Consider the following 20,195-nt stretch of genomic DNA (forward strand, 5'->3'; position numbering starts at 1 on the left):
TTTATTCTCTTTCTATTTCTTCTGCACCTAGCCATTCGGCTAGTTCATCTATATTATTTAATCTCTTAGGTTCTTTCTTTTTATAGCCTACTTTGGGCATATCGGCAAGCATCATATTTAGCTCGGCAAATGTGCTTTGCATTACTTCTTTTTTGCTCAAATGCAGTTTGTGGCAGCAATAGCCCACAAAGCCAAAAACGCTATGAAAGCTCTCGCTTATTAACTCGTTTTCTCCGTCGGACTCAGATTCATCGGCTTCGTTATCCTCGTCTGCTGAATTAATCTGATAGTATTCGTAAAATCCTGCACCCCAGAAAAAGCGACCAGCAAACTAAACAAGTAGGACATTTCTTCTGTATTGGTGTGCTTTCTTAAACGCTTGGCAAGTCGTTTAACGCGCCAAGTGATACGCGTTTCATTGCGTATTGCCATGGCGATAATTTGCGAAATTTTACGCCCTTTGGTAGCTAAAAGCTCTAAGGCATTTTGCAGGCTGATTTCATCTTCTTTTAGGTGAATACCGGTTTCCAAAAATGCCTCACAGATTGCAATTTGGCACGCAATGCACGGAACTTTCAAGGTTTCAACGCTAGTTTTTCGTCCAAATATTCTCAAATAAAAAGGAGCGGGGAGTGTCATTTCCACGCCCCTTTTGAGTAGAATTTTAGCCGCTTTGATTTCCGACAAACGCTCCATTATTATACTGGCTCTTTAATGCTGATTTTAGACAGCGGTTTAAAGACAATTTCCAAGAGTGCAAGCTCTTTTTTCTTGAGCTTTAAGTTCAATCTTGCAAATACCTGTGTTTTCGGAATTTTAATCACATGCCCCGTGTCTGTGGTAATCTCCAAGGCTTTAAAAATTAGCTCGCCGTCGCCCTCTTTCCATTCGTTAGATAACGAGGTTCCTCCTTTTATTTTCTTAAGAAAATCCGCCGAATAGTCGTAAGTACTAACCTTAATATCACGCTTGCCTTTCTCGTGAAAACTCACGATTGGCACATCGTTTTGGTCGCAATACTCATCTGTAAACGAGCCTTCTTCCTCTGTCATTTCAAAGGTATCGCGGTAGGTTTTGAACTCCGTCAATGAAGCCGGCATATCCGTTTCATTTTTGACATCTCCAATCTTGATGGTTTTTAATCCATATAGTGCTTTTTCTGCCATTTTAAATGTGTTTTAAATGTGTTTTAAATATTGTTTAATCTTCTCTCAAGGCTTCTTTTAATTTCTCTAAGCCAATGTTGTGAGGCGCTTTTTTTCCAAATTTCTCCGCATACATTGCAAGGAGTGAAGCCCTTTCAGCCTCCGCCTCTGACACTTCTGCATTTTCATCTTCATTGGTTTGTTCGCCTTGCTCCGGAGGTGTTGTGTCCGCCTCATTTGCAGGCGTTTTCGGAGCCTCATTGTTGGTCAAAACTTCCTCTCTTTTGAAAAATGAAACTTCTTTATTTTCCAAATAAGCTGCATGATTTTCGGCTTTTTCTTTTTCATAAAAGCCCTGCCCGTCAGCGGTCAGATATACTTCTTTTAAATCCGGATAATTATTAAATAATTTCTCCGCTTCTGCGATTAAAACGATTGCTGTGATTGCTTTTAGTTTACTCATAATTTGATAGTTTAAAGCAGTGGGCTTTTGCGCCCACTACTGGGTTAATGTTTAGGCATTTGCTTGCTTTAATACTCCTACGCCCTCGAAGTCTTTGCGTTTTGCCCTTCCGCCAATTCTGACAAGGAATGAGTAAATATCGCCGTACCACTGAGGATCTTTCACACGCTCAAAGGTTTCAAGGTCGCCGATGGCTTTTTCGACCGTGTTCTTATTCCAAAAAATAGCCGCCTCGCTGTCGGTAGCTTCTACCACGGCACCAAAGGCTTTGAAGTCTTTATTTTGCGCCATGACAAACACGCTAGAACGCACCAAAATATTAAAGCCCTGCACCTTGTAAATAACGCCCTCTCTGCGCTCTTGCTCGGTTACCGACTGCATATAAGTAGCCGTTAGCTGGCTATCCGCAGGGAATAAGTCTAAAAGCGCATTTGATGGAAGCAAGGCGTACATATTGCCCTCGCTCCATGCTTTCTGTGAGCGCAATAAATTCTGCATTCTCTGCAAGTCGCTAAGCGTCCATTTCTTGCGATTTCCAGTGGCATTTTCTAATAATGGTTTTGCATTTGCCCCTGTGGTCTCCAAAATGTTTTTAACAGGTAGCGACTTGTTGTCACCGATTGGCGACACTACCATATTGGTAAGCATGCCCTCTGCTACTTCCTCTGATAAATTCGCAATATCTTGGTCTAAGACAGAACGGCGTTTATCATAGCTAAGCTCCACGGTTTCTGCATGCGGAATATGCACGGGGTCGGTAGTGTACTCGTCGATTTGATACAATACCTCTGTATCCTTTCTCTGCTTCACATCAGCGGGCAAAGTCTTACGGTTTTTTACCACCTTAGACGGCGCGCCAGCCTGTGGTATATGCACGATTTTCCCCGCTAAAATGTTTTCTGAAGACACATCGGAAATGTGATTTAAAAAGGTGTTATCCTGTTTTAATTTTTCCTCAATGGTTTTTTTCCAAATTTCTCTTTCTAATCCCATAGTTTCTTTTTTTAGTTAGTTCCAAATTGTTGTTTTTTGCGCTCGGCAAAGTATTCCGGATGCTCGGCTTTGAGCGTAGCCAAGTGATTACCCTTGTCTAGTTCGTCCCAAGTCATCTTGTCAAATTTTGCCAATTTGCTCTCGTTATCTTTTAATTGTTCGGTTACGCTTTTGCGCGCTGGCAAGGCGGCAAGTAATGCCATTGCTCCCTCATAAGGCATTGCCAAAATCGGTGCTTTCCCCGCCTCGTCTAATTTCCCAGCCTTAACGGCTTTGTCTACTTCGGCGGTGAGTACTGCGGTTTGTCTTTCGGTTTCAGCTTTTTTCAACTGATCAATTTCTGCCTTTAAGGCTACTTTCTCCGTTTCCGAGGCAGTAAGCTTTGCCTCAATGCTTTTAACGGCATTCAAAATTGCCGATTCGTTTGCATTTTCTTCTAGCTGTAAATGTGCTGTAAGTTCTTTCATTTCATTTTTTGTTTTGATATATTCATTTTCTGCTTGTAAACAAATGGCTTTAATTTCTTGCTCGCTCAAAGTATCTCCATTTTGATTGTATAACACAACGGAGGCGGCATTAGAGGGGATAGCACAAATGGAGGCTTCGGTTAATTCACACTTAGTAAGTGTAAGCACGCCATTTTCCATCACCATATCTTTTGGATTAAAAGTAAAGCCCATGCTGCAACCTTTGAGAACGCCTCGCTCCACCTTGCGCACAACTTCTTTTCCGTCCACATCCTCTGTATCAAATTTGGGCGTAGCTGTAAGCAAATGCTCCTCAACCGATACATCCTCCCAACTGCCTAATACATCTTTTGTGTTATTTCTGTGGTTATTTAAGCACACAGGATTAGACAAAAAACGCTTTAAGTTTATTCCAGCGGTTTTAACCCTAAACCCGTAGGAATTAGTCACTCGCTCATCGTTTAATATGAATTTCATGGCTTGGTATTTTTTCGTTTACAGGGCAAAATTCAACCAAACGAAACGGCTAAAAAAATCATGATTTTATCATAGTGCTAAAATCAATGCATCATACTCTTAAAATAGCACTATCATAAAAATGCAATTTCTCAAACATTGATAGATAGTGGAATTTTGCCTTAAAAGTTTGACAGTATGGCAAAGAAAGGACGATTGACAAATAAGGAAAGAGAGCAAAAAAAAGAGTACGCTAAAATGCTCTTTTTGCAAGAAAAAAACATCAGCATTAAAGAGCTAGCCGAGCGCGTGGGCGTAGCGGTAAACACTGCCTCCGAGTGGATTAAATCCGAGAAGTGGGAGGGCTTAAAGCGCAACATTTTACTCACACGCCAAGAGCAACTCGTGCAAATGCAAGATGAGCTTGCGGAAATCAACGCTTATATTCAAAGCCAAGAGGAGGGCTACCGATTTGCCGATTACAAAACCGCCCAAATCAGAAATCAGCTGATTAAAAATATCAAGGATTTAGAAACTAAAGCACTACTCCCTGAGATGATTAATGCGCTCACGCAGTTCTTGGATTTTGTGCGGGTTGAAAATCTAGACGATGCCCAACTATTGGCAGACTACACCGACGCATTTATTAAATCAAAACTTTAAGGCTATGCTTATAACCAAGAGATTAACACCCGAAGACCGCAAGGCGTTAGAGTTTTGGGAGCGATATTATACCAACCTACGCCAAAAAGCCAGCGTGGATTTATCCGAAACCGCCACGGAAATTGAACGCAGAAAAAAGCGTTTAGAGGCAAACCCCGAGGAGTGGTTTAAATACTATTTCCACAAGTATTATAAATGTGAACCGGCGGCATTTCATAAAGCCAGTACCAAGAGAATTACCGAAAATATGGAATGGTACGAGGTGCGCGCATGGTCGCGTGAGCTTGCCAAATCAGCGCGTGCCATGATGGAATTTACTTACTTAGCCCTCACCGGTAAAAAGAAGTTTATCATCATTGCCTCGGCGACCAATGAATCTGCTAAACGCCTTTTAACGCCGTTTAAAAGTGCTTTTGAAAGTAACACGCGCATCATTCACGACTATGGCATTCAGCAAAACCACGGCAACTGGAGAGATGATCAATTCACAATAAGAAAAGGTGCCATGTTTATTGCTGTGGGGGCAGGAAATTCGCCCCGTGGATCAAGAAATGAAGAAGTGAGACCCGACGCCATTCTAGTGGACGACTTCGATACGGATGAAGACTGCAGAAACCCAGACACCGTGGATAAAAAGTGGGCGTGGTTTGAAAAAGCGTTATACGCTACTCGTTCCGTTTCAGAGCCTATTACAGTACTGTTTAACGGAAACATCATTGCCGACTATTGCTGTATCAAAAAAGCCATAGAAATGGCAGACCACACGGATATTATAAACATACGGGACAAAAACAACAAATCCACTTGGCCACAAAAAAACACCGAGGAGCATATCGACCGAACATTGTCCAAAATATCGGCGCAAGCGGTGCAGGGCGAATATTTTAATAACCCTATCAGCTTGGGGAAAGTTTTTAAGGAGATAAGCTATGGTAAAGTATTACCACTCAAAAAATACAAATTCCTTGTTTCCTACACCGACCCCTCTTACAAGAAAAACGGAGACTTTAAGGCGACAGCTTTGGTGGGCAAGTACAAAGACGAGTACCATGTAATTGATATGTTTTGTCAAAAAAACACTACCGCCAAAATGCTGGAGCACCTTTACGAAACCTATAAGAAAACCTCCAGCGCGGGCGTATCTGTGTACTATTACATTGAATACCCTTGGATTGACGACCCCCTAAAACGAGAGATTAAAAAGGCGAACAAACGCTATAACATAACACTCCCGCTGAAAGCCGATGAGCGTAAAAAAACCGAGAAGTTCTACCGAATTGAGAGCAATTTAGAGCCGCTTAACCGCAATGGCAAATTAATATTTAACGAGGAACTAAAAGGGCGAGAAGATATGAAAGAAACGGAGTTCCAATTTTTAGCCTTGTCGCCAAAATCTAGAGCGCACGACGACGCTCCAGACGCCGTGGAGGGTGCCGTGTGGATTGTAAACCACAAAAATTTACAAGGCGACCACACGCCCAAGGTGTACCAAAAAGCTAAGAACAAAAAAAGATATTAAACCATGTTTATAGAAATTGAAGAATTAAAGACTCATTGCCGAGAGGCAAAGCTTAAAAGAATTATCGAAAACGACGAGACCATCGCGCTCGCTGCACTGGATATGGCCATTGATTTTGCTTCTTCCAAACTGATGAAAACCTACGACACGGGGGCTATTTTCTCTGCCACGGATTGCGACAGAAGCCCGCTACTGGTTAAGTTTATAAAAGACATTGCGATTTGGGAAATCATCACACTGGCAACACCTGGCATTGATTACGAAGACAAGAAATTCCGTTATCAAGAGGCTGTGAATTGGCTTACCGCCGTTTACAAAGGAATGCCAGCAAATCTTCCCAGACTAATGGAAGAAGAAAAAGGCGTTAAATCATTTTCCTATCATTCTAACCCACCGCGTAAAAACTACTACTAATTATGAGCAAAATTGGATTTAAACAAAAGAATAGCCAAAAAAAGACTTTAAACATTAGCCAAGTGCTAGTGGTAAAACCCGAAAGGCACAGCTCCTTAGATATTGAAAACTGGATAACCGCTATCTCGCAGGCTTATCGAGGCAGGCGTCAAAAGCTCGTGGAGCTTTACAATAACTTACTAATGGACGGCGTACTATACGAAGCCATGGACAAGCGTGTGCGCGCCATAACGAATGCCAATCTCACCTTTCAAAAAGACGGCAAAGAGATAGAGGAGCTTTGGGACTTGATAGACACGCCCGAATTTGAAAAATTACTCCGTGAAATTTTACTTTCTAAATTTTACGGCAAATCCATCGTGGAGCTTGATTTTTCAAATGGTTTTAAGGTGCAAAGTATCGACCGCCGACACATTGACACGCTGCATAAGTTAATTTTAAAAGACACCTCCAGCGATGAGGGCATTCCTTACGAGGATAACGATTTTATTTTAAACATTGGCGATGATAAAGACTTAGGGATATTTGCGCGCACGGCACCTTACGCCATATTTAAACGAAATGGAGGTGCAGATTATGCGCAATTCTGCGAGCTGTTTGGCATTCCGCAGCTCATCGGAAAATACGACCCCGACGATGAAAATGGACAGAAAGAAATGGAGGAATCGTTTAGGAAACGAGGGGCGGCGGCTGATATGGTTTTAAGCAATAAAAGCTCGGTAGAAACCTTGCAAACCAGTCAATCCAACGGCGCAGTGCATCGTGAGTTTTTGGAGCATTGGGACAAACAAATATTAATCAGCGCACAGGGGCAAACGATGACCACCACCGATGGAACTTCACTCGCTCAGGCAAAAGTGCATGGCAACACAGAAAACGACCTAAACAAAGCAGATAAAATCTTTGTTCGTCGCTTTTTAAACCAAGAGCTTAAACCGCGACTTGAAAAAAGAGGCTATCCAGTAGCGGGCGGCTTCTTTAATTTCATCGACGAAAAAGAAGATTTAAAAGCCATAGACAAATTAAGTGTTGCCGAGCGTGTAAATCAGCTTACCGCCGATGGTGTAGATGATGATTACTTCTATGAGGAATTTGGATTGCCTCGAGGGGCTAAGAGCAAAGAACGAGAGCAAGAAGAACCTGCAGACGAACCAGAAGAAGAGGAAATCCAAACGGATGACCCCCCTAAGGAAAAACATAAAAACAAACCAAAAAACACGCCCAAAGTCAAAAAAGTACAAGCCAAAGATTTATCCTTATTTGACAAGCTAAAGGATTTTTTCGCCCACGCTCCTCGGTAGAACTTAGCCTATACGAGGAGCTGGATTGGCAGGCTCTGGAAAAAGAGTATAAAGGTTGCTGTGGGCAAGTTGAACAAGCCCATCTTTCCGCTGGATTTGATACCGAATTTAGGCAGGAATTTACAAAGCTCATGAAAGAAATGTATTTGCAAAAAAACAAGCATTCTTTGCGGCATAAAGGTGTCGTTCGAGCCACTTTCAACAAATTATGGCAAGGGGTAGAGGGGGAAATAAAACCTATCATAAATGAGGATTTAAAAATTGAAAATGCTCCATTTATCCAAAAAATGAAAGACAATGTTTGGGAGTTTTCTATGGCTAAAAATACCGCTGACAATATTGCACTAAATAACGCACTTATTTCTCCAAATGGAAAAGTGAGAAGCTGGAATGAGTTTAGAAAGGAAGCTCTAAAAATCATTGACCGCTCAGCTCGTTATTTAAAAACAGAGTATAACACGGCTGTAGCCAGTGCTCGCATGGCGGCAAAATGGGAAAGATTTCAAAGAGAAAAACACATATACCCTTATGCTAAATTCTTTGTCGTTCAAGATAACCATACCTCCGATATTTGCGCGCCTCTGCATGGTGTAGTAGTGCCATGGGATCATCCATTACTTAAAACGCATTTTCCTCCCAATCACTTCAATTGCCGTACAGATGTGGAAGCCGTAAGATATGAGGAACCTACACCGAACGAACAAATAAAAGCACCCGATATTCCTCAAAATTTCAGAAATAACATAGGGATTACCGGAAAGATATTTGCAGAAAATAGCCTGTATTTTGAAAAGCTAAATGAATACTTTACAGAAGACGAACAAAAGGTTATTCTAGGAGAATTAATGTCGGAAGAACAAAGTTTTGTTTCTAGATATGTAAGCGAAAAAACAGAGGGTGTATTGAGAGTAAACATTAATCCCGATCTAAAAGATTTACCTACAAATTTATACTTGGGTAAACTTATAGTGGACGACCACAAAGCCAAAGTAGATATTTTAGCACATCTCGAGGGTAGAAAAAATCCCGAATTTAGGATTGATGGAATTATTGGAGATGCTACCAATAGAAATAAAGACACTAAACCTCAAAATTTCATCACTAATTCTGTTAGAAAGCTTTATGATAGTGAACAATTGGGAGGATTTGACAAGGCTTGTTTAGTGATGAATTTTGGAGAAATAAATAATGTTTCTGTAAAAAACAAAAAACGAGCGGCTTCTGAATTACAAGAAAGTTTTAAGAAATTTGACAAATTAGAATTTGTGATTTTATTTGCTAATGGAAAAGTTTGGAGAATTGACAGAGTTACTGCTTTAATGACTCCATCAAATGACTTTAAAATAAAATTTGCACAATTTATTGATAAAAAATAAACTTGGGCAAGTAGATTGCCTACTTGCCCGCATTCATCTGCGGATTGGTTTGCACCGCTCCGACTTGTCTTGCAAATATACAAAAACTAAACCAAATAATAAACAAATGAATAGAAATTTAGAACAGGTGATGCGTGCCATAGAACAAAGAACGCATCAATTTTTAGATGATTTGCCAATTATAATAGCAAACGAGGCTTTACTTTTCGCCAAAGAAAATTTTGACCAGCAAAGTTGGCAAGGAAGTAGCGTAGAGCCTTGGGCTCCGAGAAAAGACAAAGAAAATGAAAGGAGTTTGCTTGTCAATACCGGTAATTTACGACGAAGTATTGATAAGGAAAACGCCAAAATAGAGCCCAAAGCCAATGGGGTAACGATAACTATCGGTAGTGATGTCCCCTATGCCCGCGCACATAATTTTGGGTTTTCTGGCGTTGTAGAACAAAATGTGGGAGAGCATCGCCGAAAGTCTAAAAAAGGAAAAGAATACTTTGTAAAAGCCCATAGAAGAAATATGAAAATGAATATCCCTAAGCGACAATTTATCGGAGACTTTAACGATAGCCCTATTTTTGCCGATAAAATTAAGGAAATCATAAAATTAGAAGCTAAGAAAATAACGAATATTTAAACCATGAAAAAACTCTATTTAAAACTCTTTGAAATGCTAAAAGAAATCCCAGAAATAAATTATATTGATTTAAACTATGGGCAGCTATTCGAGAGCAAACCACCGCTTGATTATCCCGCTGTATTGATTGGAATTAACATTATAAGTTCCGACGACTTTCATAATGTATTCCAGCAAATAAACGCAGATTTCACGCTTACCATTGTAGATAAGCACTGGGATACGGACTCGCTAACAGAGGACGAGCGCAGAGAGCAGGCGTTATCTTATTTAGATTTGTCGGAAAAAATATACAGAAAATTGCAAGGCTACGAGGATGCGCATTTCGAAACCTTTTCACGCATAAGCGTTACGGAGCAACCTTTGAGAAAAGGTTTAAGGATAATTGCCGAGCGTTATTCTTGTGGCTGGAAGGAGGATTGTGCCACACCATAAACGGGTATATTTTGCGCAATGCCGGCACATCTACACCTTGGCGCTCCAGCCTATATAGATTACTAGAATTCTTGTTAATAATGGCATTTATGCGATTTTGAGTAAGGTCAAATTCAAGGCTTAAAGCCTCCATACAACGCGAATATTTATACTCCAAAATGTGGGAGTAATAATAATAGCGCGCTACGAGTTTTTCGTTGCGATAACGGAGCAGCCCTGTATTTCTGCCTTTTGAATTGATTGCCATACCACAAAAATAAAAAACCCTAAGTTATTACGCAACTTAGGGTTTTATTATCATTTTATCAACTCTCCCACACACGATTGTTGATGTAGGTTTCTGGGTAAGCCAGCGCGGTTCCGTCGCGGGACTTGGCGCTTTTGTAAATGCTTATATAGTTTAAGCACTGGGTGCGTTCGGTATCATTCAGAGCCTCCCATAATTGCTCACAGCGTTTTTTCTTGCCTGCAAAGTTGCCGCAAGTCTTCCAGAACCGCTCAAAACTTAAATCGGCGGGCATTTCTTCTATCTTGCCGTACTTGATGGCTTTTTTCATTTCTAGCATTTGACCAATGCGTATCGGCGTTGCCTTTTGTAATAGTTCTCCATGCGTCTGCGCATCCATTTGCGCTTCAATTTTCAGTATTTTTAAATAGCCGTTTTCTGCGTAGTGGTAGGTGACGGAGCCTTGAAATTTAGGACTTGTCATTACAAAAATTCTTTCTTTCATGGTTGTAATTGTTCAAAAATTTGAGAATTAATCATTAAAACGGAATGTTTTTCATAAAAAGAATCATGAGGTAATAGCTCTCTAACCCTCATTAATACCTCTGAAAGCGCGTAAGCTTCGTAATATTTCAGAATAAGCTTAAATTCTTTCTTTTGTGGTTCATTTCTCTTTTCCACTTGCTTTTTCAAAAGCTTAGTAAGTAGTTCATCAAATATGCTTTGCACCGCCATTTGCGCTGGAGCTTTCCCAGTTATTGTTGGCACTTTTTCTAGTGCAATAAGCATAGCATTTAAATGCGCAGGATTTAGTTTAATTGTTACTTTTTTCATAGTCTTTAATTTTCGCTAGGTTTTCCCCCTAATTTTCTAAACCAAGGCTTAGAACCTGCTACTTTGCGATAAGTATCTTCTTTCCTTTCCATAGATTTAAACTGCTTTACTAGTTCCTTTAATTCTCTTAAATCATAGTCTTTTAAAGGCTTATGCAGAATGCTACTTTTAAGCATAAAGTTATTAAATGGCGCCCAACTTTCGGAGCTGTGAACGCCAATTTTAGTAGCTATTTTAAGCACAATAGAACGCAGGCGTTTCTTCTCATCTTCAATCTCTAAATGTGTTACATAATCATTTAAATTAGCCTTGGGTGCATAGCATTTAAGCAAAAGGGTTAGCTCTTTTTCGTTAAGCTCCTCCAGCAAGGTGGTTCTGCCATCGCTCATCGCCGATACATTAAGTGCCAAATCAACCGCCGAAACACCTTTATTTGCCACTATTTGTTGTATTTTTTCTATTGTTTTCATTCTCTAATAATAAAAATAGTGTCTATAAATTCGATTTTCTCGGCATTTGGAAAGCGTTTGGCTACCATTTCTAGGCTCTCTGCTGCCACATACTTTTCGTAGCTAGTTCTATCTACAAAGTCGGGTTCTGAAAGGTAAATTTTATATAGTTTCATTTTTTAATCTTTATTTCAATTTATAAGTTTTACTATCTATTCGTTCATATTTAAATCCGAGTTGAAATTTCTCTTGCTCTAATTTTTTTGCTTTAGCCAAGGCTTTCAAGGCTTTGTCTCGCTCCAGCTTTCTGACGGCTTCTGGAGTAAGCTTAACTCCTTCAAATTTTAGTGCTTTTTCTCGTTCTCTTTTGCGTGGCATATTTTGTTGTTTTTTAATTTGTCCCCGCCGAGGGCTCGAACCTCGGAGCTTGCCAATCGGGGTACCTTACCAGATTTCTGACTGCATTTTCTTGGTAGATTTAGGACAGCCATCGAGTAGCAGAAACAATCGTGAGTCATCACTTTATCCTGTGTTACTTGCCCCAGCCGATGACTTGCACATCGGTGTCTGCTTGTCTGGGTAACTATGAAGAATTTTAAACTTATATTTTGTTTAAAAAGTCGTTATCATCATCGTCAAAGTCCGATAAAAAAATGCCGAGTATAAATCCCGCTACCACGAAAAATGTGGCGATAAAACCAATCCAAGCCATTACGCCTCGTATTTTTCGTTTACTGGAAATAAATCATCTACATTCGTCCCCTCTGGAAAATCAACCGCTGAAATTGAAAGCGGAATATTCACTTTTTTGCCCTGTGCGTCGGTATAGCTAGCGTCTACGAAAAAGGCAGAACGCTGTGGCTTATAAGCTTGGCGGATAATGTTTACAGCGTCAAGAAATTCCTCGTTGTTTATTTCCTCTGCTAATTTTGTGAGTTCAATTACTCGGCTAGCCTTCAAATTGCCTTTGCTGTCTTGCTTGAGTAGCCTTTGGATTACTTTCACCAAATTAGCAGAGTTATCATCCTTTGCCAGGCTTTGCAAAAAATCCCTCACTTTCTGAATACCGGCAGTTACGCTATCATCCCAATTGTCAATTATCCGAAAACCATAAGTTATGCTGTTGCCTTTTTCATCACTAAAGGTGTGCGACTGCTGCGTATCTTTTACGCCAAAAACTTCATTTTTAGTCTCTAACAATATTTTTAAGTTCTCAAAGGCAAACAATTTGACTTGGCTAATGTTTTGGCTTAAAGTCTTCAACATTCCCGCAATTCGCGGTAATTCTTCGTTTACTAAATCTTTGTAGGCTTTTCTTTCGCCTGCTTTCTCTTGCTCTCGGCGTTTAAGCTCCGCCGCCAATTCTTCTGTGGTTAAATTTTCTAAGCTCATTTTATTGATTGTTTTTTAAAAGTTTCTTTATTAATTCTAAGGGTTACACCTTTCCCTGAACGCTTGATGATTGAATTACCGACGATATCCATATTTTCGCGCGTAGCGTATAATTTGGTTAGTGATTCGTTATTAAATTCATTCTGATGAACTTTTACAAATCTTTCATCTTCTGTAATAGATGCTTCTGGAAAAATCTCCTTTAGTCTATTTTTTAAATCTTTTTCGCTCATAATTCTTGTTTTTGTGCCTCTGAAATAATTCTTTCTACCATCTCAATTGCTAATTCTTTGCTCTTAATTTTTCAAACATTTTCTTTGCTGTTTCTTCCGTTTTTACGCCTATATTAAAAGAAATCCTCGCTCCGTCATCTTCAAATTGAACTTTAATTTCGGGTTGATTTTCATCTAGGTCAAAATCTTTTGTAATTAGTATTTGCCCAAGCTCTGCGCTATCGTGAATAATTGCAAATTTTTCCATTGTGTTTATTTTTTAATCGTTAATGTTATGCCTGTTCCGCTGCGTTTCAAGGTTCCAAACTTGCTGTAGGTGTAGTGAAATTCTGCTAAATCTTCCAGTTTCAATTCCTCTGCGTGAATTTTGAAAGTGTCTTTTTCCTCTTTGACTGATGCTTTCGGAAAAAACTCTTGAACCATCTTTTTTGTTATTGTTTCGTTCATTTTTTTTATTTTAATTCTTCGAAATAAAGTTTTATGAATGTTCCTTTTTCATCTTCGCCCTCTGATATTTTTTCTTTATCTCCGTGCAAATAAATGTGGAAGTTTTTATCTAGTCTCAAGACTATTAATTTTCTTCCCTCTAGTAGTTTTTTAAGTTTTCCCATATTTAAAATTGTTTTAAAAAGTTTTTAAATGCTGTTTTTTCTTCTTCTGTTGGCGTGTCGAAAGGCGTTACCCATTCGCCCTGTTCGTTCTGAATAAATGCTTTGCCATTTACTACATAATGCTGGCTATGCACGCGCTGAATTTTAATTTTATTGCTCATAGATTTATAATTATTTCGTGCCATTGTTCGTTTATAGGTTCAACCTCTAATTTATTTTTTAAGCTGTGTGCTTCTAGTAAAATATTGTAAACTTTTTGGTCTAAATCTTCGCTTAAAGTGGGAATTTCTTCATTCAAAAAAACATGAATAGCCCCGTGCAGTTTCAATCTCTCGCCGTAGCTCAAGCACTTTTCGCGCTCGCTGTCATATCGTAGCACAAGGCGCAAATCCATATAATTAAACCAGTTTTTTCTTCTCATATTTCTTTTGTTTTTTGATTTCGTTTAAAATGGCTGAGGGGTACATTTTCACGCCCTTTTCATCGTAAATGGCGTCTATGTAAGTCTCTAAAACATTCAAAAAATGATCGGGCTCATCCAGTCGTACAATTAAATCTTTATTGTCGTGCAAAAACTGCTTTTCTACATGCGCAAGCCACATATCTTGAAAGTAATTCAGCATTAAATCATTGCCATAAAGCTCTCGTGCCGTGAAAGCCGTAACTTGGCTAAGCTGTTGGCAATACTCGTAAAAACACGCATCACGAAAGCCATCGTATTGCGGGTAACTGAAGTGTAAAATTTCGTGTATCATAGTGGTTTTATTTATCCTTTTTGTAACAATTTAAGTTCTCGTTCTTGTGCTTTATTTTTGTTGATGGTGTAAGGGGTAAGCTCATCGCCTCCAATCCTTGATTTTTCTATATAAGCCTTAAAGTCTATTACTCTTATTACACTTTGGGCATCCCACTTAATAGCATCGGCAATAGCACCTTTAGGCTCCCCTTTCTGCATCTGAGAAATGAAAATGAACAATGTCTCTGGGAATTTTTCTATAAGTTCAAAATAGTCTGTATCCTTTTTACCTCTGAACACATACTGCACACTATCAACAAAAACTATTTTAGGCTGTCTTTTTCTGTCTAGTCGTTTTACCATATCATCGTATTTCTCTTTTTGCATTACATACTTTCCAGCGACTTCTTTTAGATTATTCAGATTGACAGAGCGTTTAAAACTGGCTCTCAAGCCCTCTTCCGCTGAATTGTAAAACACTCTTTCAAAGCTGCACAAATACTTCATTAGCTGGAGCGCATAGGTTGTTTTGCCATGCCCAGAACCACCATAAATTAAAAGACTACCTGTACGCTCTGGCTTACCTAAATGCCTCCCCCACTCTCCAGTAAATTCAAATTCATTAAATCTTGCTTTTTCAATATCTTCGTGGGTGTAGTAGCGGGGTATTTCTAATTCACTTTTAGCCATTATTTAATAATCTTTGTTTTTCAATTTCAATTCTAACCTTTCTTAAACTGCCTTTCGTTTTGGCAAACATTTGCTTTGGTGTTAGCGTCGAATGGTTAGCTTTTGACACCTGTGCTATTTGTTTTAAATAGAACTCCTCCAAAGCTTCTTTTACATCGGGGCTCACTTTTTTAAAATCGTTGCCGTAGCGGTCAAATATTTCGGTGTAGCCCACTTTGTTTAGGTTCTTTTGCCGGTTGATTTTTTCTCTCAGACCATCAGCACCCATCATATACCAGCCACATGCGTACTCGGTAGCATTCCATAAAGCTTTTAGCTCTAAAAACGCAGGATAGTCCAAATCTCCAGCCTCATCTAATATCACAAGTGGCATTTCTAATTGCTTGACATAAAAAACAAGATCCTCATAAACATCTGCGTATCGTCCAGTATAAATTATCCCGAACTCTTGCGCTATTTTTCTAATGAGTTTCTGTTTACTTTTCACTTGAGAGCAATCAATGTATATAGCATTGCGATTTTCTTTTACATACTGTTTTGCCGTGTGTGTTTTCCCGATACCTGCCAAATCACAAAGGATAGCCGAGATACTGCGCGTTTGGCAGGCTTCTAATTGACTATACACATACTCGTATGTTTCAGTTTTCACGGTAACCCATGGTGTTTCTTCTTTTAACTGAACGCCTAATCTTCTAGCTATGTTTATCCATTTCGCGTCGGCCAAAGAGTAGTCTACATCTCCACCCGTGAAAATTTTAGAATACTGGCTAGAATTTACGCCCAATGCCTGTGCGTGCTTTTCAGCATTCTTGTAATTTGGTAAATTATTTTTAACGGCTTCAATTATTCGTTTTTTTAGCTCTGTGGTTATCATTTGTTATGTTTTTATAAATCGTTAATGGCTCTATTGCGTTGGTTTATTGTTGTGTCGGTATATGAGTACTCTAATTCTTGCGCTTCCTCAACTACTTCAAAATCTACCTCTATGGCGGCGGTGGGCTTCATTGTTCCAATTTTTGGCAATTTTTCTTCGCTTAATCGTCTGGTCATTGCATCAAACTTAGTAATGTAAGCCATCGCTTCTTGGTACTTTCTGGCGTCTTCATCTGTCCACTCTACATTGGCTCGGTTAAATACAGGGACAGGCTTGCAAGTACATAAGTATTCGCCGTTTTGGTACAAATACACCTCTTTTTCTTCGTTATCATTTGGCAAGAAATAAGCGTCCACTTGATAATTATTCGGGGCGAGCATAGAAAGCACCTGTGGCGTTGGTAGCTGGTATTTCTCATATTGCACATTCACATATTGGTTTCTTCTTATCGTGGTTTTGGTATGTTTACCGATAAATTGCGCTAAAAGAGCTTTGTTCAATTTTGGTAAATTCGGATTGACATTTTCCAAAAACACCTCAAGGCGTGTTTTGCCTTTATATTTTCTTTGGTTCGGGTGTAGCTCGTTGTTATACAAAGTTTGTTCTTCCAGTTCCCAAGCCACAATTTGCTCATAAGTGGCTTTTGCTTCTTTGTAGTTATCGTTTGCCTCATCAAATATTTTTTGGCGAGTTACGCGGTTGCTCTCGTTGCGTGAATAGTGGCGACCTACATTCTGGTGTCTATCTTTCTCCACGCCGTATTTCTTAACGCGGATAAAGCCCTCAGCTTCTTTCTCCTGCGAATTGGTAGGGTTACACCAGCGGACAAATGGAAACAATACACCTGCTTTCATTAGCCCCTCCGAAAAGTCGCTTACTAAATGTTGCTCTACTTCCATTTGCATAGGAACGCCTAGCCCGTAACTTGTAGTAAACTGAAACATATTGCGAATGCAATCCAAAAACAAAGTTTGATTTTTGCTCTTGCTGTGGGCTATTCCTATCATTGCCCCAGAAAGCGAATCAAAGGCATAGTACGCCATTACTTTTGAGCCATCTGGCAATTTGTGGTGCATTATATCGCGGTCGTCTAGTGTGATTTTACTCATACTAAACAGCGGAGCGTGTCGGTGCACATGTGGGCGTGATTTTTGGCTAAAATCATAGGCGCCATTACGGCACTTTTCTATGATGATTTTATTTTCTGGCTTGTTCAAATAGTTATTAATGGTGCTTTCGGAAAGCTCCACCATTTGCCCATTTTCATCGTAGAAATCCTCGCGGTTAAAGATTTCGCCTGTTTGCGCATCGTAGGCTTCAAGTGCCCCGCCCATAAACTGCAAATACATATCATGAGTGCTGCTCATATAGGGCTTATTTGGCATGCAGTACAGCCCAATAATTAGGCGTTCAATATCTTCATTTACCTTGCGAGCATTCACGCCGCCTTCGCCTTTATGAATAAAAGCCATATATCTGTCTTTTAGATATTGATTATATTTTCTTTGCAAGCTGCGAGCATTGCTCGGCAAATCATAATGCCATTTTTCGGTATTCAGACCATTTACCGCTTCGCTAATGTTTTGCCAGATTTGTGTTTTCTTTTTTCCAAAGATTTTATTGCTTGCCACTCTATCTTTAAAGATGGTTTCAATAGCGTTTAAAATCATGGCAGAAGTCGCCTTTTGGCGTTGTTTTTCAAACTTCAAAGGCTTGCCGTTGGGCTTTCTATGCTGTGCAAAAAAATCAATGGCTTTGGGATCCGGTAAAATGTATTTTTCGAGCTGATTTCTTACTAAATTATCCTCTGGTCTGCCCAGTGCACGCACACAATATTCTTTTAGGTTGATACCTTTTACCACGGGCAAATCGTGAAAAGACACCCACGCTTGGTTGTCTTGCCCACGCCCCTCTTTGGTACGGACTAGCTTTCCTCTGCGGCATAAAACCTTATAATAATCATAGGAAATTATCGCCCAATCCTCATAAAGTAATTTGGCTGGTATAGACACTATGTTGTTTTGATATGCGTACATTTTTCTCGTTTAATCTTCGTTTACCGCTTTAATGATTTTCTCTACTAAAATCTCCCAATCTTCCTCAAAGGTTCTCAGTACTTTCATAGTAGACTTAGTTCTGCAATTTTGAGTGTGTTTTTTTCAAGTTTCAAAATCTCTTTTCTATGCTTACAGAATTTTTTAAAGGCTTTTAAAAACTCCTCTTCTGAGATTTCTACAAGCCCTCCGCATTCCTTAAAGATTATTTCCAGCCAAGGTGTATCAAGACTGATATAATCCTCCATCCCCTTACCATAATCGCTAAGTGAGAATGAAATGGCTTCAGCTCCAGCCATACCATTAAAGCTAGAAAACTTATAGTAATCATTGCTTTTACCTTTGTAAAACTTTCCTACTTCTAATTCTTTTAAATTTTTAATTAATTTCATTTCCTTTAATTTTTAAAATTCTGTGCTCCCGCCGAGGGCTCGAACCTCGGTGCCTGCCTGTCGGGAATAGTAGCACTCTTGCATTTTTATTTGCCTGCCGTGCTACGGCTCACTAAATTTGTGGTGTCTAATCAAAAATTATAGTGATATGCTTCTACATCCTAAAACTTTCTTTTTCAGTGGTGAAAACAATGTATTTGACGAAATTTCATTAATTAATTTTGAAACAATTAACGCTGATTATCTTCAGATGACTTACCAATTTGCTGCGGAAAACCACATTGCCCTTGGCAAGCTTGGTAGTAGCTTATATAATCAGTTCTACCCACTACTGCTACCTCTGAATGTCGGTAACAATAACACCTTGAAGAAACTGGTAGATATTTTAACTCGTAAGTATAAGCTTGTACCTGTTGATTTAAATCCGATTTATGCTTGTGATAATCTTCCAGACCTACAACATAGAGATGATTTGAAAATTTTCTTAGAAGCAATCGCACTAAGCCAACATTAAACGCTTTAGCTTCTGCCTCGTCTAATCCTATGCAAACCGTGTTAGGATAGCTATTATTTAATAAGCTTTTGCCATTTTGTGTTTGTATATCAAAAGAAAATAATATTTTGTAAGGTTTCATAGCTTCTATTTTTTTGTATCTTTTAAAATTCTTTTGCTCCCGCCGAGGACTCGAACCTCGGTGCCTGCCGGTCGGGAAACCTAACGGAGTGGTTCACCGTCAGGTAAAAATCACTATATTTGTTATGCCCAATCAAAAATTATAGTGATATGAAACAGTTTCGTTTAAATGTTGTAATTGAGTATCTTGATAAAGATTTACCTATCAAAAACAGAGGGATTATACACCCCATTTTAAAGAGCTTAGCCCTTATGCATCATTTGGATTATGTGATTGACAAGGACTCCCAAACCTTTCTAAAAGAAGCAATGCCAACCTCTTCTCTTTTTGATTTAGTTTACTTTCGTTCAACGGAGAACTCTCGTATAGAAAGGAAGCAACTGAAGAAGGTAATCGAACTAATTTTTGATCACTACAATCCGCTTTTAGGTGGCGTGGATGTTTATTGCATGTATCAAAAGTTTTTAAAAACCTTTCCTTTTCCAAAATCCTTTGTTCGTCCGTTAAATTATCCCTATGCTGAAGTTTATGAGAATGGCTCCCCAACTTTATGTATTTGGAAAGAAGAGTTATTAGATATTTTAGATGATGTATCATAATCTTATTTTTTTAAAACATTTCTACTTGTAACACTTGGGGCAGGGCTTGCACTTGTTGCAATTTCTCTTTGCCCAGTTTAATGGCAAGGAGTGCCTCAGCGTACAGCTTATTAATGTACCAGCCATTGGTGCCTTTGTAAAAGTGCTCTGGATGCTTGCGTATGCGTGCGTTTCTTTGCCCAGAGCTCACGGAGTAGCCGTTTTGCAACAACCACCAGTCATAAGGCAAAGCCTCCATTCCATATACATTGAGCGATTTTGGCATTTGTACAAATTGTTTTCTTGCTGTTTTTTCTACTTCTATAAAGTATCGGCGGATTTCTCTACCTTTTTTACTTCTTTGGAGCATGGCGATTTCCTTTGCAGTGTCCAAAGTCAAAACATAATCTTTTGTCCATGCTTTATTATGTTCACCCGCTGGGACTAAAAGGGCTAACGTTTCATAATCAACACCTTGCGTGTAACCATAACCGAGCATTCTTTTAATCCATTTCCCGAATTGCTCGTTACTTCCAAGAAACTGGTGTAGGTCTTTTGCGCTCACGGTATTTTCTCCGTTTTTCTCTGTGATTTTGATTAAATTTGTCATCATTTTAAATTTTTATAT

At 39.2% G+C, this 20,195-nt stretch carries 33 protein-coding genes and 1 pseudogene; 10 read left to right on the forward strand and 24 right to left on the reverse strand.

Annotation, left to right across the window (positions count from 1 at the left end):
- Nucleotide 1 precedes the first annotated feature (1 nt).
- The 6 genes from ORNRH_RS12155 to ORNRH_RS05720 all read right to left on the reverse strand — a co-directional run bounded on the left by ORNRH_RS12155 (nucleotide 2) and on the right by ORNRH_RS05720 (nucleotide 3,545).
- Complete coding sequence (locus tag ORNRH_RS12155; protein ID WP_014790934.1) at nucleotides 2-142, reverse strand: hypothetical protein; 141 nt, start codon at nucleotides 140-142, stop codon at nucleotides 2-4.
- Nucleotides 143-219: 77 nt separating this feature from the next.
- Nucleotides 220-696, reverse strand: a complete 477-nt coding sequence (locus ORNRH_RS05700) for a hypothetical protein (RefSeq protein ID WP_014790935.1) — start codon at nucleotides 694-696, stop codon at nucleotides 220-222.
- A 2-nt stretch (nucleotides 697-698) separates the two neighbouring features.
- Complete coding sequence (locus tag ORNRH_RS05705; RefSeq protein WP_014790936.1) at nucleotides 699-1,166, reverse strand: hypothetical protein; 468 nt, start codon at nucleotides 1,164-1,166, stop codon at nucleotides 699-701.
- 34 nt (nucleotides 1,167-1,200) lie between these two features.
- A complete protein-coding gene (locus ORNRH_RS05710; RefSeq protein ID WP_014790937.1) occupies nucleotides 1,201-1,608 on the reverse strand; it encodes a hypothetical protein in 408 nt (135 codons plus the stop codon).
- A 51-nt stretch (nucleotides 1,609-1,659) separates the two neighbouring features.
- Complete coding sequence (locus ORNRH_RS05715; protein ID WP_014790938.1) at nucleotides 1,660-2,601, reverse strand: hypothetical protein; 942 nt, start codon at nucleotides 2,599-2,601, stop codon at nucleotides 1,660-1,662.
- 11 nt (nucleotides 2,602-2,612) lie between these two features.
- A complete protein-coding gene (locus ORNRH_RS05720) occupies nucleotides 2,613-3,545 on the reverse strand; it encodes an HK97 family phage prohead protease (protein ID WP_014790939.1) in 933 nt (310 codons plus the stop codon).
- A gap of 177 nt (nucleotides 3,546-3,722) precedes the next feature.
- Here ORNRH_RS05720 and ORNRH_RS05725 point away from each other — a divergent pair, with 177 nt between their 5' ends.
- From ORNRH_RS05725 to ORNRH_RS05755, 7 genes are all read left to right on the forward strand, one after another.
- Nucleotides 3,723-4,187: a DNA-binding protein gene (locus ORNRH_RS05725; RefSeq protein ID WP_014790940.1), complete on the forward strand. Its 465-nt coding sequence runs from the start codon at nucleotides 3,723-3,725 to the stop codon at nucleotides 4,185-4,187.
- On the forward strand, nucleotides 4,135-5,706 hold the full coding sequence (locus tag ORNRH_RS05730) for a hypothetical protein (RefSeq protein WP_260182316.1): 1,572 nt from the start codon (nucleotides 4,135-4,137) through the stop codon (nucleotides 5,704-5,706). The genes ORNRH_RS05725 and ORNRH_RS05730 overlap by 53 nt, the downstream gene beginning before the upstream one ends.
- 3 nt (nucleotides 5,707-5,709) lie before the next feature.
- Entirely contained in the window at nucleotides 5,710-6,120 is a 411-nt protein-coding gene (locus ORNRH_RS05735) for a hypothetical protein (RefSeq protein ID WP_014790942.1), read from the forward strand.
- A 2-nt stretch (nucleotides 6,121-6,122) separates the two neighbouring features.
- A complete protein-coding gene (locus ORNRH_RS05740; RefSeq protein WP_014790943.1) occupies nucleotides 6,123-7,421 on the forward strand; it encodes a phage portal protein family protein in 1,299 nt (432 codons plus the stop codon).
- A gap of 167 nt (nucleotides 7,422-7,588) precedes the next feature.
- Complete coding sequence (locus ORNRH_RS05745) at nucleotides 7,589-8,797, forward strand: phage head morphogenesis protein (RefSeq protein ID WP_260182317.1); 1,209 nt, start codon at nucleotides 7,589-7,591, stop codon at nucleotides 8,795-8,797.
- Nucleotides 8,798-8,903: 106 nt separating this feature from the next.
- Nucleotides 8,904-9,428, forward strand: a complete 525-nt coding sequence (locus ORNRH_RS05750) for a phage virion morphogenesis protein (RefSeq protein WP_014790945.1) — start codon at nucleotides 8,904-8,906, stop codon at nucleotides 9,426-9,428.
- A gap of 3 nt (nucleotides 9,429-9,431) precedes the next feature.
- Nucleotides 9,432-9,863 carry a hypothetical protein gene (locus tag ORNRH_RS05755; RefSeq protein WP_014790946.1) on the forward strand — a complete coding sequence of 144 codons (432 nt, stop codon included), beginning with the start codon at nucleotides 9,432-9,434 and terminating at the stop codon, nucleotides 9,861-9,863.
- A gap of 305 nt (nucleotides 9,864-10,168) precedes the next feature.
- Here ORNRH_RS05755 and ORNRH_RS11590 read toward each other — a convergent pair whose 3' ends face one another.
- The 5 genes from ORNRH_RS11590 to ORNRH_RS05775 are packed head-to-tail and all read right to left on the reverse strand — an operon-like array spanning nucleotide 10,169 to nucleotide 11,750.
- Entirely contained in the window at nucleotides 10,169-10,594 is a 426-nt protein-coding gene (locus ORNRH_RS11590) for a hypothetical protein (RefSeq protein ID WP_014790948.1), read from the reverse strand.
- Nucleotides 10,591-10,923, reverse strand: a complete 333-nt coding sequence (locus tag ORNRH_RS05765) for a hypothetical protein (protein WP_014790949.1) — start codon at nucleotides 10,921-10,923, stop codon at nucleotides 10,591-10,593. Before ORNRH_RS05765 ends, ORNRH_RS11590 begins: the two co-directional genes overlap by 4 nt.
- A 5-nt stretch (nucleotides 10,924-10,928) precedes the next feature.
- Complete coding sequence (locus ORNRH_RS05770) at nucleotides 10,929-11,393, reverse strand: hypothetical protein (protein ID WP_014790950.1); 465 nt, start codon at nucleotides 11,391-11,393, stop codon at nucleotides 10,929-10,931.
- Nucleotides 11,390-11,548: a hypothetical protein gene (locus tag ORNRH_RS12160; RefSeq protein ID WP_014790951.1), complete on the reverse strand. Its 159-nt coding sequence runs from the start codon at nucleotides 11,546-11,548 to the stop codon at nucleotides 11,390-11,392. The genes ORNRH_RS05770 and ORNRH_RS12160 overlap by 4 nt, the downstream gene beginning before the upstream one ends.
- Before the next feature lie 10 nt (nucleotides 11,549-11,558).
- On the reverse strand, nucleotides 11,559-11,750 hold the full coding sequence (locus tag ORNRH_RS05775; RefSeq protein WP_014790952.1) for a hypothetical protein: 192 nt from the start codon (nucleotides 11,748-11,750) through the stop codon (nucleotides 11,559-11,561).
- Between the two features lie 49 nt (nucleotides 11,751-11,799).
- Between ORNRH_RS05775 and ORNRH_RS12165 the strand changes: the two genes are divergently transcribed.
- Nucleotides 11,800-11,955: a hypothetical protein gene (locus ORNRH_RS12165; protein WP_155814503.1), complete on the forward strand. Its 156-nt coding sequence runs from the start codon at nucleotides 11,800-11,802 to the stop codon at nucleotides 11,953-11,955.
- A 128-nt stretch (nucleotides 11,956-12,083) separates the two neighbouring features.
- Here the strand turns inward: ORNRH_RS12165 and ORNRH_RS05780 are convergent, their stop codons facing one another.
- The 12 genes and pseudogenes from ORNRH_RS05780 to ORNRH_RS05830 all read right to left on the reverse strand — a co-directional run bounded on the left by ORNRH_RS05780 (nucleotide 12,084) and on the right by ORNRH_RS05830 (nucleotide 18,354).
- Nucleotides 12,084-12,764 carry a DUF3164 family protein gene (locus ORNRH_RS05780; protein ID WP_014790954.1) on the reverse strand — a complete coding sequence of 227 codons (681 nt, stop codon included), beginning with the start codon at nucleotides 12,762-12,764 and terminating at the stop codon, nucleotides 12,084-12,086.
- Nucleotides 12,761-12,997 carry a hypothetical protein gene (locus ORNRH_RS05785; protein WP_014790955.1) on the reverse strand — a complete coding sequence of 79 codons (237 nt, stop codon included), beginning with the start codon at nucleotides 12,995-12,997 and terminating at the stop codon, nucleotides 12,761-12,763. The genes ORNRH_RS05780 and ORNRH_RS05785 overlap by 4 nt, the downstream gene beginning before the upstream one ends.
- A 49-nt stretch (nucleotides 12,998-13,046) precedes the next feature.
- A complete protein-coding gene (locus ORNRH_RS05790) occupies nucleotides 13,047-13,244 on the reverse strand; it encodes a hypothetical protein (protein WP_014790956.1) in 198 nt (65 codons plus the stop codon).
- Between the two features lie 5 nt (nucleotides 13,245-13,249).
- A complete protein-coding gene (locus ORNRH_RS05795) occupies nucleotides 13,250-13,444 on the reverse strand; it encodes a hypothetical protein (RefSeq protein WP_014790957.1) in 195 nt (64 codons plus the stop codon).
- Nucleotides 13,445-13,449: 5 nt separating this feature from the next.
- Nucleotides 13,450-13,566, reverse strand: a pseudogene (locus tag ORNRH_RS12170) (nucleoid-associated protein); the annotation flags it as partial.
- A 44-nt stretch (nucleotides 13,567-13,610) separates the two neighbouring features.
- Complete coding sequence (locus ORNRH_RS12325; RefSeq protein ID WP_014790958.1) at nucleotides 13,611-13,769, reverse strand: hypothetical protein; 159 nt, start codon at nucleotides 13,767-13,769, stop codon at nucleotides 13,611-13,613.
- On the reverse strand, nucleotides 13,766-14,029 hold the full coding sequence (locus ORNRH_RS05805; protein ID WP_042275256.1) for a hypothetical protein: 264 nt from the start codon (nucleotides 14,027-14,029) through the stop codon (nucleotides 13,766-13,768). Before ORNRH_RS05805 ends, ORNRH_RS12325 begins: the two co-directional genes overlap by 4 nt.
- Entirely contained in the window at nucleotides 14,007-14,363 is a 357-nt protein-coding gene (locus ORNRH_RS05810) for a hypothetical protein (RefSeq protein ID WP_014790960.1), read from the reverse strand. Before ORNRH_RS05810 ends, ORNRH_RS05805 begins: the two co-directional genes overlap by 23 nt.
- A gap of 11 nt (nucleotides 14,364-14,374) precedes the next feature.
- Nucleotides 14,375-15,034: a P-loop NTPase family protein gene (locus tag ORNRH_RS05815; RefSeq protein ID WP_014790961.1), complete on the reverse strand. Its 660-nt coding sequence runs from the start codon at nucleotides 15,032-15,034 to the stop codon at nucleotides 14,375-14,377.
- Nucleotides 15,027-15,908 carry an AAA family ATPase gene (locus ORNRH_RS05820; RefSeq protein ID WP_014790962.1) on the reverse strand — a complete coding sequence of 294 codons (882 nt, stop codon included), beginning with the start codon at nucleotides 15,906-15,908 and terminating at the stop codon, nucleotides 15,027-15,029. The genes ORNRH_RS05815 and ORNRH_RS05820 overlap by 8 nt, the downstream gene beginning before the upstream one ends.
- Before the next feature lie 11 nt (nucleotides 15,909-15,919).
- Entirely contained in the window at nucleotides 15,920-17,944 is a 2,025-nt protein-coding gene (locus tag ORNRH_RS05825) for a hypothetical protein (protein WP_014790963.1), read from the reverse strand.
- An 83-nt stretch (nucleotides 17,945-18,027) separates the two neighbouring features.
- Nucleotides 18,028-18,354, reverse strand: a complete 327-nt coding sequence (locus ORNRH_RS05830; RefSeq protein ID WP_014790964.1) for a hypothetical protein — start codon at nucleotides 18,352-18,354, stop codon at nucleotides 18,028-18,030.
- A gap of 148 nt (nucleotides 18,355-18,502) precedes the next feature.
- Here ORNRH_RS05830 and ORNRH_RS05835 point away from each other — a divergent pair, with 148 nt between their 5' ends.
- Both ORNRH_RS05835 and ORNRH_RS05840 read left to right on the forward strand, forming a co-directional pair.
- On the forward strand, nucleotides 18,503-18,868 hold the full coding sequence (locus ORNRH_RS05835) for a hypothetical protein (protein WP_042275259.1): 366 nt from the start codon (nucleotides 18,503-18,505) through the stop codon (nucleotides 18,866-18,868).
- Nucleotides 18,869-19,138: 270 nt separating this feature from the next.
- Nucleotides 19,139-19,588 carry a hypothetical protein gene (locus tag ORNRH_RS05840; RefSeq protein ID WP_014790966.1) on the forward strand — a complete coding sequence of 150 codons (450 nt, stop codon included), beginning with the start codon at nucleotides 19,139-19,141 and terminating at the stop codon, nucleotides 19,586-19,588.
- A gap of 10 nt (nucleotides 19,589-19,598) precedes the next feature.
- On the opposite strand, the gene ORNRH_RS05845 is transcribed toward ORNRH_RS05840, so the two are convergent.
- Nucleotides 19,599-20,180 carry an antA/AntB antirepressor family protein gene (locus ORNRH_RS05845; RefSeq protein ID WP_081484559.1) on the reverse strand — a complete coding sequence of 194 codons (582 nt, stop codon included), beginning with the start codon at nucleotides 20,178-20,180 and terminating at the stop codon, nucleotides 19,599-19,601.
- Between the last annotated feature and the right edge of the window lie 15 nt (nucleotides 20,181-20,195).

The organism is Ornithobacterium rhinotracheale DSM 15997, from assembly GCF_000265465.1.
Classification (GTDB): Bacteria; Bacteroidota; Bacteroidia; order Flavobacteriales; family Weeksellaceae; genus Ornithobacterium; species Ornithobacterium rhinotracheale.

Coding starts and splice junctions, on each gene's coding strand:
- ORNRH_RS05710 (WP_014790937.1), bottom strand. CDS start 1,608: ATGAGTAAACTAAAAGCAATCACAGCAATCGTTTTAATCGCAGAAGCG.
- ORNRH_RS05730 (WP_260182316.1), top strand. CDS start 4,135: ATGCCCAACTATTGGCAGACTACACCGACGCATTTATTAAATCAAAAC.
- ORNRH_RS05810 (WP_014790960.1), bottom strand. CDS start 14,363: ATGATACACGAAATTTTACACTTCAGTTACCCGCAATACGATGGCTTT.
- ORNRH_RS05780 (WP_014790954.1), bottom strand. CDS start 12,764: ATGAGCTTAGAAAATTTAACCACAGAAGAATTGGCGGCGGAGCTTAAA.
- ORNRH_RS05815 (WP_014790961.1), bottom strand. CDS start 15,034: ATGGCTAAAAGTGAATTAGAAATACCCCGCTACTACACCCACGAAGAT.
- ORNRH_RS05705 (WP_014790936.1), bottom strand. CDS start 1,166: ATGGCAGAAAAAGCACTATATGGATTAAAAACCATCAAGATTGGAGAT.
- ORNRH_RS05765 (WP_014790949.1), bottom strand. CDS start 10,923: ATGAAAAAAGTAACAATTAAACTAAATCCTGCGCATTTAAATGCTATG.
- ORNRH_RS05700 (WP_014790935.1), bottom strand. CDS start 696: ATGGAGCGTTTGTCGGAAATCAAAGCGGCTAAAATTCTACTCAAAAGG.
- ORNRH_RS05835 (WP_042275259.1), top strand. CDS start 18,503: ATGCTTCTACATCCTAAAACTTTCTTTTTCAGTGGTGAAAACAATGTA.
- ORNRH_RS12160 (WP_014790951.1), bottom strand. CDS start 11,548: ATGAAACTATATAAAATTTACCTTTCAGAACCCGACTTTGTAGATAGA.
- ORNRH_RS11590 (WP_014790948.1), bottom strand. CDS start 10,594: ATGAAAGAAAGAATTTTTGTAATGACAAGTCCTAAATTTCAAGGCTCC.
- ORNRH_RS12155 (WP_014790934.1), bottom strand. CDS start 142: ATGCAAAGCACATTTGCCGAGCTAAATATGATGCTTGCCGATATGCCC.
- ORNRH_RS05770 (WP_014790950.1), bottom strand. CDS start 11,393: ATGAAAACAATAGAAAAAATACAACAAATAGTGGCAAATAAAGGTGTT.
- ORNRH_RS05735 (WP_014790942.1), top strand. CDS start 5,710: ATGTTTATAGAAATTGAAGAATTAAAGACTCATTGCCGAGAGGCAAAG.
- ORNRH_RS12325 (WP_014790958.1), bottom strand. CDS start 13,769: ATGAGCAATAAAATTAAAATTCAGCGCGTGCATAGCCAGCATTATGTA.
- ORNRH_RS05725 (WP_014790940.1), top strand. CDS start 3,723: ATGGCAAAGAAAGGACGATTGACAAATAAGGAAAGAGAGCAAAAAAAA.
- ORNRH_RS05755 (WP_014790946.1), top strand. CDS start 9,432: ATGAAAAAACTCTATTTAAAACTCTTTGAAATGCTAAAAGAAATCCCA.
- ORNRH_RS05820 (WP_014790962.1), bottom strand. CDS start 15,908: ATGATAACCACAGAGCTAAAAAAACGAATAATTGAAGCCGTTAAAAAT.
- ORNRH_RS05750 (WP_014790945.1), top strand. CDS start 8,904: ATGAATAGAAATTTAGAACAGGTGATGCGTGCCATAGAACAAAGAACG.
- ORNRH_RS05830 (WP_014790964.1), bottom strand. CDS start 18,354: ATGAAATTAATTAAAAATTTAAAAGAATTAGAAGTAGGAAAGTTTTAC.
- ORNRH_RS05740 (WP_014790943.1), top strand. CDS start 6,123: ATGAGCAAAATTGGATTTAAACAAAAGAATAGCCAAAAAAAGACTTTA.
- ORNRH_RS05805 (WP_042275256.1), bottom strand. CDS start 14,029: ATGAGAAGAAAAAACTGGTTTAATTATATGGATTTGCGCCTTGTGCTA.
- ORNRH_RS05785 (WP_014790955.1), bottom strand. CDS start 12,997: ATGAGCGAAAAAGATTTAAAAAATAGACTAAAGGAGATTTTTCCAGAA.
- ORNRH_RS05720 (WP_014790939.1), bottom strand. CDS start 3,545: ATGAAATTCATATTAAACGATGAGCGAGTGACTAATTCCTACGGGTTT.
- ORNRH_RS05825 (WP_014790963.1), bottom strand. CDS start 17,944: ATGTACGCATATCAAAACAACATAGTGTCTATACCAGCCAAATTACTT.
- ORNRH_RS05790 (WP_014790956.1), bottom strand. CDS start 13,244: ATGGAAAAATTTGCAATTATTCACGATAGCGCAGAGCTTGGGCAAATA.
- ORNRH_RS05775 (WP_014790952.1), bottom strand. CDS start 11,750: ATGCCACGCAAAAGAGAACGAGAAAAAGCACTAAAATTTGAAGGAGTT.
- ORNRH_RS05795 (WP_014790957.1), bottom strand. CDS start 13,444: ATGAACGAAACAATAACAAAAAAGATGGTTCAAGAGTTTTTTCCGAAA.
- ORNRH_RS05715 (WP_014790938.1), bottom strand. CDS start 2,601: ATGGGATTAGAAAGAGAAATTTGGAAAAAAACCATTGAGGAAAAATTA.
- ORNRH_RS05845 (WP_081484559.1), bottom strand. CDS start 20,180: ATGATGACAAATTTAATCAAAATCACAGAGAAAAACGGAGAAAATACC.
- ORNRH_RS05840 (WP_014790966.1), top strand. CDS start 19,139: ATGAAACAGTTTCGTTTAAATGTTGTAATTGAGTATCTTGATAAAGAT.